The organism is Bacillus sp. JK74, assembly GCF_053663395.1.
The window spans coordinates 206,417-219,853 of record NZ_JBSJQB010000002.1 but is presented as its reverse complement, the minus strand read 5'-3'; the positions used below and the strand labels follow the sequence as shown (position 1 = coordinate 219,853).

The following is a 13,437-nucleotide window of genomic DNA, read 5'->3' as shown; positions in this document are numbered from 1 at the left end:
GTGAAGAACTTCAATAAGCAAATCACTTTATCGCTGAAAAATCCGTTTATTTTACATCATGACGTTTACGGACAAAAAGTCCTTCCGGGATTGGCTTATATTGATATGTTTTATCAGATTTTCAAAGAGCGCGGCTATTCATACGACGTGCTTCAGCTGCGCCATTTATCCATATATCAGCCGCTTATCGCGAAAGAAGACAGCGCCGTCAAGCTTACGGTTGAATGTACGAAGGTAAAAGAAGGGCGCTGGAAACTTACCGCAAAAGGGGCTGAGGTCAGCGGCGGACGAGTCCAGCCGGAAGAACGTATTTACGTCAAAGCGGAAATGCACGAGACGGCACCCGCAGTTTTCAGAGACACGCTTGATCTTGACTCTGTCAAACGCGAGGCGGAACGCACCATCGATTTAAATGAGCTGTATGCACAATGCAGAAGCCAGGAATTGGTTCACAGCGGATACATGAAAGCGGAAGGAGAAGTGTTTGAGGAGCGGGACGGCGTCACCTTTGATGTATCGCTCGGAAAAGACGCGATGGGACAGGCCGAAGGGTTTTTGTTCCATCCGACTCTTCTTGACGGAAGCGGCGTCGGCGCAAACCTATTGATCTCCTCGCTGTTAAATGGGGAAAAGAGGCTGTTTCTGCCTCTTTTCTACGAATCTTTTACAGCTTCCGAACCTTTGCAGGCCGGCTGCATCACGAGAATCAAACGTTCGTCGCTCAGGCAGGAAAAAGAGCTCATTTACATTACACTGGAGTTTTTTAACACATCCGGCCGAAAAGTAGCCGAGCTGAAAGATTTCACAAGCAAGCTCGTGCGGGATGCCGAGCTGATCAATACAGACCGAAAGACTGCTGAGAAGTCTCCTGAAAAAGCCGGTTTACCGGAAGTTGCGGCATCGCTTGAAGGCGGACACCCGCATGAGGAAGCAGAGCGGTATGTCATGAATCTGATGGCGGAAAAAATCGGCAAGCCGCTTGAACAGATTGATTCTCAAGTCGGCTACTATGAAATGGGGCTGACATCGTCCGGACTGCTTGACGTCGTCGAAACGATAAGCGAAAAAATCGGCGAAACCCTTTCTCCGACTTTGCTGTTTGAATATACGACGGCAGCAGAGCTGGCGGCTTTCCTGACAGAGCAGTACGGAAGCCATTTCAGCGCGTCTCCTGCAAAAATAGAGAAGCAGGTTGAGAAGCAAACAGAAAGAAGACGGAAAAGCAGTGTTCCGCAAGATGAAGATATCGCGATTATCGGCATGGCCGGCCGCTATCCGCAGGCCGAAAATATTCATGAATTCTGGGAAAACCTGAAAGAAGGAAAAAACTGTGTCACCGAAATTCCGGAGTCTCGCTGGGACTGGCGCCGGTTTGAAAATGTAAAGTCGCCTTCCGGAAAGAGTATTTCAAAATGGGGCGGATTTATTGATGATCCGGATTGCTTTGATCCCCAATTTTTCCGGATTACGCCGCGGGAAGCTGAAACAATGGACCCTCAGGAACGGCTGTTTTTACAAACATGCTGGGAAACGATTGAGGATGCCGGATATACGCCGAAGTCGCTCGCAGAGGCGCGCGGACGGAATAAGAGACAGCGCGTCGGCGTCTTCGCAGGGGTGATGCATAAGGATTATACGTTGGTCGGGGCGGAAGCTTCTTCTGAAGATCATGTATTCCCGCTTTCTCTTAATTATGCGCAAATCGCAAACAGAGTTTCATATTTTTGCAATTTTCACGGGCCGAGCATGGCGGTCGATACGGTCTGTTCATCTTCGCTGACTGCGGTTCACCTTGCTGCGGAAAGCATTCGGCGCGGGGAATGTGAATCGGCGGTTGCCGGAGGGGTCAACTTGTCGTTGCATCCGAATAAATATCTGACATACGGTTTATGGGACATGTTTTCAACAGACGGGGTTTGTCATACATTCGGGAAAGACGGAGACGGCTATGTACCGGCTGAAGGAATCGGTGCCGTTTTATTAAAACCGCTGCGAGAGGCGGTAAAAGACGGAGACCGGATTTATGCGGTGATAAAGGGCAGTGCCGTCAACCACGTGGGGACAGTGAGCGGAATTTCCGTGCCGAGTCCTGTCGCGCAGGCCGATTTGATTGAAGAATGCCTGGACAAAGCGGGCATCGATCCGCGCACGGTCAGTTATATTGAGGCGCACGGGACGGGAACTTCTCTCGGCGACCCGATCGAGGTTCAAGGCCTTGTCAAGGCGTTCCGCCAGTACACACAGGACAAACAGTTCTGTTCGATCGGATCAGTGAAGTCCAATATCGGCCATGCGGAATCGGCGGCGGGCATCAGCGGCTTAAGCAAAGTTGCCCTGCAGCTTCACCATAAAACTCTGGTGCCGTCTCTTCATTCCGAGGAGCTGAATCCGTATTTAGATTTTGAACAATCACCGTTTTACGTCCAGCATCATACCGAAGCATGGCAGCAGCCATCAGTGACGGAAAACGGAAACGAGACCGTATATCCCCGGCGTGCGGGCATCAGTTCTTTCGGGGCGACAGGTTCAAACGTGCATCTCATTCTGGAGGAATTTATCCCTGAAGAATCACAGAGAACAGCGTATGAACCGGCAGAAGAACAGACTTTCATTTTCCCGGTTTCCGCCCGGAATGAAGAACGGCTAAAAGAGTATGTTGCGAAGCTGTCTTCATTTATTTATCCCGGCCTGCCGCTTGAGGATGCGGCGTATACACTTCAGATCGGCCGTGAACAGATGGAGGAGCGGGTTGCGTTCACCGCTCAGAATATGACACAGCTCAAAGAGCAGCTGGAAGGCTTTCTGGCGGGTAAAACGGTCAGCGGATGCTGGCGGAACCGAGCCGATAAAAGCAATCAGGCAGAGCTTGCTCCGGACTTGATACATAAATGGCTTTCTTCCGGGAGTCTGGAGATGATTGCCAAAAAGTGGACCGGCGGAGGAACGATGGATTGGAATCTCTTGTACGGTGAAAACAAACCGAATCGGATCAGCCTGCCGACATATCCGTTTGAAAAAATCCGGTATTGGGTGCCGAAGGCGGAGAAAAGAGAATCGCTGCCGCAAAACAGGGCAGGCATGCTGCATCCGCTCCTTCATGAAAATGTATCAAACATGTCAGGCGTCCGTTTCCGGTCCTCTTTTAGCGGCGGAGAATTTTTCCTGAAAGATCACGTCGTCAAAAACGAGCGGACGTTACCGGGAGCGGCTTATCTGGAAATGGTCCGGGCGGCCGTTGAACACGCGGCAGAAACGAAGGAAGAAGGAACAGTCCGTCTGAAACATGTCGCATGGATACGTCCGTTTACAGCGGCGGATGAGTCCGCAGAACTGAATCTCCGTCTTTATGATAAAGAAAATGGGGAGATGGGATTCACGGTTTACAGTGAATCGGCTTCCTCGGAACAAGAGCCCGTTCTCTATGCGCAAGGAAGCGCGGCGTTTGTCCGAGCGGGCGAACCGGCCAAAATCGAGATTGACAAATTAAGAGAGTCACGCCGTCTGATCACACCCGACGCTTGCTATCAGGCATACAAACAGATGGGGATTGAATACGGGGATGCTCACAAAGCGGTCACGGAAATCTATGCAAAAGACAGCAAAGTGCTCGCGAAGCTCTCACTCCCGTCATCTATTTCTCATACAAAAGATCAGTTTATCCTTCATCCGAGCCTTTTGGATGCGGCCTTCCACGCGACAATCGGGTTAATGCTTGACAGAGACGGGACTGACATAAGGCCGATGCTGCCGTTTGCTCTCGAACAGATTGATGTGTTGAAAAGCTGTAAAAGCGATATGTGGGTTTCCATTGCATACAGCGGCGAAAGCAAGCCTGAAGATGCCGTGCAGAAGCTGGATATTGATGTATGTGACGAACAAGGCAATGTATGTGTGAAAATGACTGGTTATTCCGCACGGGAAATTGAAACGGATAAAACAGATACACTATTTTTTGAACACGTATGGGAAGAGAAGACCGCTGTACATGAAAAAGCACCGACTCATTTCAAAGCCCGTCACGTGATGATATCAGACCGGTTTACGGATCAAATGAACAGCATACAGACAGACTTCAGCTGTCATGTGCTCCGTGATCAGCATAAGAGTGAAGACGAACGGTTTGAAGCTTGTGCGCTTCAGGCGTTCGAAGAAGTGAAGAAAATTCTCGCTTCAAATTCCGGCGGGTGCGAGCTCATTCAGATTGTCGTGCCTCAAGAAGCGGATACGCAGCTCCTTTGCGGCTTAACGGGGCTTTTGAAAACAGCGGCGCTTGAAAACCCGAACCTGACCGGCCAGCTGATTGAATTGGAGCCGGACGTCAAAGCAGACACGCTGTCCCGATATGTAAAAGAATGCAGCGCTCATCCTGATGACAAGCATATTCGCTATGAAAACGGCAAGCGCTATACGGCACAATGGCAGGAAACAGGGCTTGAACAGTTCGGTGCCGAAAAGCCGTGGAAGGATAAAGGTGTTTATCTGATCACAGGCGGTGCGGGCGGGCTCGGATTTTTATTCGCCAAAGAAATCGCCCGGCATGCAAAAGACGCCGTTCTTATTTTAACGGGGCGTTCTCTGTTGGATAACCGTAAAAAAGTCCAGCTTCAAGAACTGTCCGATCTCGGCGCGCAAGCCGTGTACAAACAAACGGACATGACGGAAAAACAAGAAGTTCAATCGCTCACAGCGGACATCTGCCGGAAGTACGGCGGATTAAACGGTATCATACACAGCGCGGGAACGATAAAAGACAACTATATTCTGAAAAAGCACAAAGATGAAATCCGTGATGTACTGGCGCCGAAAGTCTCCGGGCTGGTTCATCTTGATGAAGCGGCAAAGGACATTGAGCTTGATTTTCTGATTCTTTTCTCTTCCGGAGCCGGAAGCGCCGGAAGCGCGGGCCAGGCTGATTATGCGATGGCCAATGCGTTTATGAACGCCTTCAGTGAAAAAAGAAACCGTAAAAAAGCCCGAAATGAACGCTATGGACACACCCTTTCAATCTGCTGGCCGCTTTGGAAAGACGGCGGCATGACGGTTGATGCTGAAACGGAAGCGATGCTGACAAAAGAAAGCGGCATGGTCCCTATGAAAACAGAAAACGGCATCCATGCTTTGTACCGCGGGTGGGCGGCAAACACATCCCAAATCATGGTGACGGAAGGCTACGCCGCAAAAATCCGGGCGTTTCTGAAAAAATCAGCGGATGATCAGCCGGATAAGGGCAGCAAAACGGAAGAAACGGCAGGTCTTACAGCAGGCGGAGAGAACATGCTTGCAGAAAAAACGGAGCATTTCTTGAAACATGTGCTTTCGGAAGTAACCAAACTTCCTGTCGGCAAAATTGACGCCAAGGCGCCTATGGAAGATTACGGAATTGATTCGATTATGATTATGCATTTGACGGGCCGGCTGGAAAAGAGCTTCGGTTCATTGTCAAAAACATTGTTCTTCGAGTACCAGAATATCGAATCGCTGGCGCAGTATTTTATGAAAGCACACCGGGACACGCTGCTGGAAGTGACCGGGATGAAAACAGAAGAAACCCCTGCAGCCAAACCGGCGCTGTCTGAGAAAGCGAAAGTAAAGCCCGTTTCCAAACGGAATGAAGGCAAAAAAGGCTTTGCGCAAGTCCGTCCAGACGCGCGGAAAAATCAGCAGCTGACGGAGCGTGAAGATATCGCGATTATCGGTATATCAGGACGATATCCGCAGGCCGAAAATCTTCAGGAATTTTGGAAGAACTTGAGTGAAGGCACTGACTGCATAACCGAAATTCCAAACGATCGCTGGGATCACAGTCTTTATTACGACGCTGATAAAGATAAAGAAGGCAAGACGTACGGAAAATGGGGAGGATTTTTGAAAGACGTGGACAAATTTGATCCGCAATTCTTCTCTATTTCGCCCCGGGATGCAAAATTGATGGACCCGCAGGAGCGGTTATTCCTGCAATGTGTCTACGAAACGATGGAAGATGCCGGTTACACGCGCAAAAAGCTCACGGAAACATCGGGTGATTTGCTTGGCGCCAATGTCGGTGTTTACGTAGGCGTCATGTATGAGGAATATCAGCTTTACGGAGCCGAAGAACAGGCGCGCGGAAAATCGCTTGCGCTGACCGGAAATCCGTCATCAATTGCGAACAGGGCTTCCTATGTATTCGGTTTTAACGGTCCGAGCATGGCGCTGGATACGATGTGCTCTTCTTCTTTAACAGCCATTCATCTGGCATGCCAAAGCTTGCGGAACGGGGAATGCGAGACAGCATTTGCCGGGGGCGTCAATGTATCCGTTCATCCGAATAAATATTTGATGCTCGGCCAGAACAGATTTTTATCAAGCAAAGGCAGATGTGAAAGTTTCGGTGAAGGCGGGGACGGTTATGTGCCCGGTGAAGGAGTGGGAGCCGTACTCCTTAAGCCGCTTTCTAAAGCGAAAGCGGACGGTGATCATATTTACGGCCTGATCAAAGGAACGGCCGTAAACCATGATGGAAAAACAAACGGGTATTCCGTACCGAACCCGAACGCCCAAGCCGCGGTGATCAAACAGGCGTTAAAAGACGCGGGAACCGATCCGAGGGCGGTCAGCTACATTGAAGCCCACGGCACCGGGACTTCACTCGGTGATCCGATTGAAATCACGGGTCTGACAAAAGCCTTTTCAGAACAAACACAAGATAAACAGTTTTGTGCCATCGGCTCAGCGAAATCCAATATCGGGCACTGTGAAAGCGCGGCGGGCATCGCGGGTCTGACGAAGGTGCTCCTGCAAATGAAACATAAGAAACTCGCACCGTCACTGCATTCCCGGACGCTTAACCCGAATATTGATTTTCTCGCTACGCCGTTTAAAGTGCAGCAGACGCTTGAAGAGTGGAAAAGACCGGTCATAAATGAAAAAGGAGTAAATAAAGAACTGCCGAGAACCGCAGGGCTTTCCTCATTCGGAGCCGGCGGCGTCAACGCTCATATCGTCATCGAAGAATATACCGCTGATGAGGATAAGGAGACGGCTTTTGCTGCACCTCATCCGTCGATGATCGTCCTTTCCGCGAAAAATGAGCAACGGCTTCAAAAACGGGCGGAACGTCTTCTTGATGCGCTGCGGAGCGGGCGTTACCGGGAAGCGGACCTGAGCCGGATCGCATATACGCTTCAAATCGGCCGTGAACCGATGGAAGAGCGTCTCGGAATGATTGTCAGCAATTTGCGAGAGCTTGAAGAAAAGCTTGACGAATTTACGGGCGGCAAGGAGTCAATTGAACGGCTCTACCGCGGACAAGTCAAACAGAATAAAGACACGATGGCGCTGTTTGCGGCTGATGAGGACATGGAAAAAACAATTGAGGCATGGCTTGAAAAAGGCAAAGCCGCAAAGGTATTAGAGCTTTGGGTGAAGGGCCTTCCGCTGAATTGGGATAAGCTGTATCAAATGGGCAGACCGCAAAAAATCAGTCTCCCGGCCTACCCGTTTGCAAAAGACCGTTATTGGATCGACACATCAGCTGATACAGCTGTCAAAAGACCGGCCGAAACACAGTCTGCGCCGATCGCACCGGCGGCCGTCCCGGAACCGGTCATTGAAGTAACAACTCTTCACGAGGAGACTGCCAAAGAAAAACCGTCAAACATTTTATTGCAGCCTTTGAGCGGCGCGACACCGAAAAGAACCGTACAGTCTGCTTCCCGTCCGGCGGTTTCCGCTGAAAAAGTAAGTGCCGAATTAACGGAAAGGTTGGCGGACGTTTTATATATGGATGCCGACGATATCGACGCAGATGACACATTTATTGATATCGGCATGGATTCAATCACCGGTCTTGAATGGATAAAGGCCGTTAATAAAGCGTACGGCACGTCCCTTACGGTGACGAAGGTATATGATTATCCGACAATCCGCCAGTTTGCGGCCTTCTTGCAAAAAGAGCTCGGGACAGAACCGATCCTTGAGGAAGCAGCCGAACCGCAGAAAACAGAGGCCGTAAAAAAACCGTCAAACATACTGCTGCAGCCTTTAAACGCTCATAAGCAGCATGTGATACAAGCAGAAGCGGATATTCTGGAGGCGATGTCTGAAACAGCAGCTTCCGCCGAACCGGAAGAACCGATTGAAGCGGTGCATGACGAGTTATCAAAAGCACTGGCTGATGTATTGTACATGGAGCGGAATGAAGTAGATATTGATGAGGCCTTTATTGACCTCGGTATGGATTCGATTACCGGTCTTGAATGGATAAAGGCCGTCAATAAACGGTACGGCACGGACTGTAATGTAACGAAAGTGTATGATTATCCGACAATCCGTCAATTTGCCGATTATCTGCGCAAGCAGCCGTCCGTCCGCGGAAGAAAAAAACAGGCGGTTCCCGTACGTCCAAAGCCGCTTACGCAGCAAGCCGCCCCGCAGGAGAAAACACCTGCCGAGCCGGAGAGATTAACGGTTCAAAAGGAACCTGAACCGGTGCAGGCCAAACGGGAGCCTAAAGACGAGATAGCGGACGCGATAGCCATCGTCGGCATGTCGGGCAAGTACCCGGATGCGCCGGACCTAAAGACATATTGGGACAACTTAGCCCGTGCGAAAAACGCCATTCGCGACATCCCGCTTTCCCGCTGGGATGTAAACAAATACTATGATCCGGCCTTAAACAAGAAGGGCAAAGTATACTGCAGATCAATCGGTATGCTTGACGGCATTGAAGAGTTTGATCCGCTGTTCTTTAATATATCTCCGTCTGAAGCCGAACTTATGGACCCGCAGCACCGGATATTTTTACAGGAAGGTTTTAAAGCCTTTGAAGATGCGGGTTACAGCTCAAAAGAATTAAACGGGAAAAATTGCGGCGTTTATTTGGGGATTATGAACAATGAATACGGAATGATGTTAAACAAACATCAGACAGGAGGAAGCGCGACGGGCAACAGTTTCAGCATCGCGGCGGCCCGCCTGCCTTATTATCTCAATTTGAAAGGGCCGGCCATTCCGATCGATACGGCATGCTCTTCATCTCTCGTCGGGACTCATTTGGCGCGTCAGGCGCTGTTGAATCATGAAATTGACATGGCCCTTGTCGGCGGCGTCACCTTGTATTTAACGCCTGAATCATACATCAGCATGTGTGAAGCAGGAATGCTGTCTCCTGACGGCCAATGTAAAGCATTTGATAACAGTGCGAACGGATTTGTGCCTGGCGAAGGCGCGGGGGCGCTCGTTTTGAAGAGGCTGAAAGATGCGGAAGCCGATCAAGACCATATTTACGGAGTCATTATCGGATCAGGAATTAACCAGGACGGAAAAACCAACGGCATTACCGCACCAAGCGCGAAAAGCCAAATGGATTTAGAGCGTCAAGTGTATGAAGCGCACAACATCCACCCTGAGAGCATCACCTATGCGGAAATGCACGGCACCGGCACAAAGCAGGGGGACCCGATTGAATTAGAAGCCTTATCTTCTGTATTCAAGGAAAAAACGGACCGCAAACAATTTTGCGCCATCGGTTCGGTTAAATCGAATATCGGGCATACGTCGGCGGCGGCAGGTGTAGCAAGCGTCCAGAAGGTTTTGCTGTCGATGAAACATCAGCAGCTTGTGCCGACCCTTCATTTCAGCACGCCGAATGAACATTTTGATTTCGATGACTCGCCTTTATTTGTCAATACCGAACTTAAACCTTGGGAAACAGGCGGAGCACCGCGGCGGGCCTGTGTCAGCTCATTCGGCTACAGCGGCACAAACGCTCATCTCGTTATCGAAGAGTATCAGCCGAAAGACCGGGGAAGCCGTAAGTCTGATGAGACAAACATTTTTGTGCTGTCGGCGAAAAAAGCGCCGCAGGTAAAAACCTATGCCGAGTCTGTGATCGAATTTGCAAAAGCCAATCAGAATATCAATCTTTCAGATATGGCATACACGCTTCAGACCGGGCGTGATGCGATGGATTACCGTCTTGCGGTTACAGCCGGTTCGAGAGAAGAACTGATCAGCCGTTTAACCGATTTTGTAAACGGAAATACGGGTGAAGGGATATATGAAGCCCACATCAAAACGGCAAAAAAAGAAATCAAAGCATTTGAAACGGACGATGATCTAAAGCAGCTTGTCAGGTCGTGGTTCGATAAGAAAAAATACGTCAAAATAGCGGAATTGTGGGCCAAAGGGCTTCAGATGGACTGGGACAGACTCTATCAAGACGAAAAACCCCGCAGAATCAGTCTGCCGGCTTACCCGTTTGCGAAGGAGCCTTACTGGCTGCCTGAACCGAAAGCCGTACCGCAGGAAACAGAAGACCGGCGCGAGGCTGTGCTTTTAGAAAAGCAATGGGTTCCGAGTGAGATCGATTCGGCCGGTGAGAAAAGCGGCAGGACGGTCATGATTCTGGCTGATGCAAGGACAGCGGGGCTTGCCGAAGAGACTGCAAAGCATTTCGCTGACTCGTTCATTTTCCCGGCCGATTCCGCTGACACTGCAGCTAGCGATTGGAATCACATAGATGGCGCAATCGATCTGACGGGATGCGGAGACGAAGACCCTTCACTGGAAGGAATCAGCCGGCTCCAGACTCTGATTGATACAAGCCGCCGGCAAGCGCGGCCGCTGACGCTGCTATATGTAACAAAAGGCTTGGAGCCATTTCAGCAGAAAACGATTCATCTTGCAGGAGCGGCAAAAAGCGGCCTGTACAGAATGCTTCAAAATGAGTATCAAAACGTGACGTCCAGACACATGGATGCCGATACAGATACGGATCAGCAGACGCTTGCCAAACAGATTGCAGATGAATTTTCGGCGGACAGCACAGAACCGGAAGTCTGCCGCCGAAACGGACAGAGATACCGTGCTTTATTCAGGGAGATTCCAAGCGGGAAGCGAGCAGAACATAAGCCCGCACCGTTTCCTGAAGACCATGTGCTTTTCATTACCGGAGGGACGAGGGGACTGGGTCTCTTATGCGCCCGCCATTTCACAGAAAAACACGGCGTGAAAAAAGTAGTGCTGACAGGCAGGGAGCCGATTCCTCCCCGTCATGAACGGTCAGCCGTTAATACGAAGCTGAAAGAGAAGATACGGGCGATTGAAGAGCTTGAAGCAAAAGGAGTGCAAGTGGCGGTGATCAGTCTGAAATTGTCTGATCATGATGCGGCGGCAGCGGAAATTGAAACGATCCGGCGCACGATGGGACCGATCGGCGGCGTCATTCACTGTGCGGGATCGGTTAATTCAGTAAATCCGGCGTTTATCAGAAAGACTGCCGACGATATACAAGAAGTGCTGGAACCGAAAGTCGCCGGGCTTCAAACATTAAGCAGCCTTTTCACAAATGACCCTTTGCAATTTTTTGTCTTATTTTCTTCAGTATCTGCAGTCGTTCCGGCGCTCGCGGCGGGACAGTCGGATTATGCGATGGCAAATGCGTACATGGATTATTTCGCGGCGGCTCATCAGCATCAATATCCGTTAGTCAGCATTCAATGGCCGAACTGGAAGGAAACCGGATTGGGTGAAGTCCGCACAGAAAACCTGAAGCAGACCGGGCTGCTGGGACTGTCCAACGCGGAAGGACTTGACTTGCTGGACCGCATTTTATCTGAAAACATCCGCCCGTCCGTTCTGCCGGCTATCGTGGATCGGAGCGAATGGCATCCCGACAGGCTGCTCTGTCAAGAGAAAAAACAAAAAGAGACTGAAGCCGTAATAAACGGCAAAGACGCGGACAAACATTCAGACAGAGAACTGCTTCTTGATACGAAGGCGTGGCTTGTGAAACTGTTTTCCGATGAGCTGAAAATCGCTCCGGAAGAACTGGAAACAGACGAACCGTTTCAGGATTACGGGGTTGATTCGATCATTTTAGCACAGCTTTTACAGCAAATGAATCATGCGCTCAAAGAGGACTTAGATCCGTCTGTTTTATATGAACACCCGACGATTGACGCGTTTGCCGAATGGCTTGTATCCAATGGTCAACAGCTGCTTGCAGAAAGGGAGGAACCTGATACAGAAATGTTGGTTCCGGCTGCCGTACAAACGGTTCACACTGAGCAAAAGCGTGCTGCTGTAACTGAAGACATTGCCGTCGTCGGAATGAGCTGCCGTTTTCCGGGAGCGGAATCGTTAGAACAATATTGGGATTTGCTGAGAAGCGGCAGGTCCGCAATCGGCTCCGTCCCGGCGGAACGTTTCGGATATGCAAATCAATACGTTGCGGGATTGATTGACAATATGGATCACTTTGATTCCGAATTCTTTTTCATTCCGGAAAACGACGCGAAAGCGATGGACCCTCAGGCGTTGGCGGTGCTGGAAGAGAGCTTGAAACTTTGGTGCCATGCCGGCTATACCCGTGAAGAAATCAAGGGCATAGAAGCCGGTGTGTATATCGGAGGCCGCAGCCAGCATCAGCCTGATCCTGAAAGTCTTGCGAATACCCGCAACCCGATTGTTGCGGGCGGGCAGAATTATTTAGCGGCAAACGTTTCGCAATTTTTTGATCTGCGCGGGCCGAGTATCGTGCTTGATACGGCTTGTTCATCGGCTTTGACAGGAATGAACATGGCCGTTCAGGCACTGAGAAGCGGCGATATCAAAGCGGCGGTAGTTGGCGGCGTCAGCCTGCTGAACACGGATGCGGCGCACCGGATGTTCCAAGAGCGCGGGCTGTTAAACGAGAAACCGGCATTTCACGTATTTGACAAGCGTTCAGGCGGAGTTGTCCTCGGTGAAGGCGTCGGCATGGTGCTGTTAAAAACAGTAAGCCAGGCGCAAAAAGACGGCGATACGATACACGCGGTCATTAAGGCTGCCGCCATGAACAATGACGGCAGAACGGCAGGCCCGTCAGCCCCGAATATGCAGGCGCAAAAAGATGTCATGCAAAGCGCGCTTTTCAAAAGCGGCAAAAAGCCGGAAGACATCAGTTATATCGAAGCAAACGGATCGGGTTCCGCGGTGACTGATTTGCTTGAGCTGAAGGCGATTCAATCTGTATACCGCTCAGGTCCGCATGTTCCGCTCGGCATCGGGTCAATCAAGCCGAACATCGGGCATCCGCTTTGCGCAGAAGGCATCGCAAGCTTCATTAAAGTCGTATTAATGCTGAAGCATAAACAAACGGTTCCGTTTCTCTCAGGAGACGAACCGATGCCGCATTTTGATATAACAAAGACAGATTTTCACTTTCATAAGTCAGCCGGCGAATGGGATGCATCCAGACCGTCAGCAGCCATCAACTGCTTTGCCGACGGCGGAACGAACGCCCACGTCATTCTGGAAGCTTGGGAAGAAAAAGATACCCGAATGAAAAGAAAGCCGCTGCCGGTACCGTCATTAAGACGTAAGGCTCTGGTAAAAGAACCTGACGTACGAGCGGAGAAACAAGAGCTTCCTGCGAAAAAAATGTTTTGGAAAGCATTTAAATAAGAGAGGAGT

The 13,437-nt window shown here is 50.3% G+C and carries 1 protein-coding gene; it reads left to right on the top strand.

The features are described 5' to 3' along the window. Positions 1 to 13,428, top strand: coding sequence for an SDR family NAD(P)-dependent oxidoreductase (locus ACWJJ5_RS05725; protein WP_454022283.1), 13,428 nt, complete (start codon positions 1 to 3; stop codon positions 13,426 to 13,428). Positions 13,429 to 13,437: the final 9 nt, after the last annotated feature.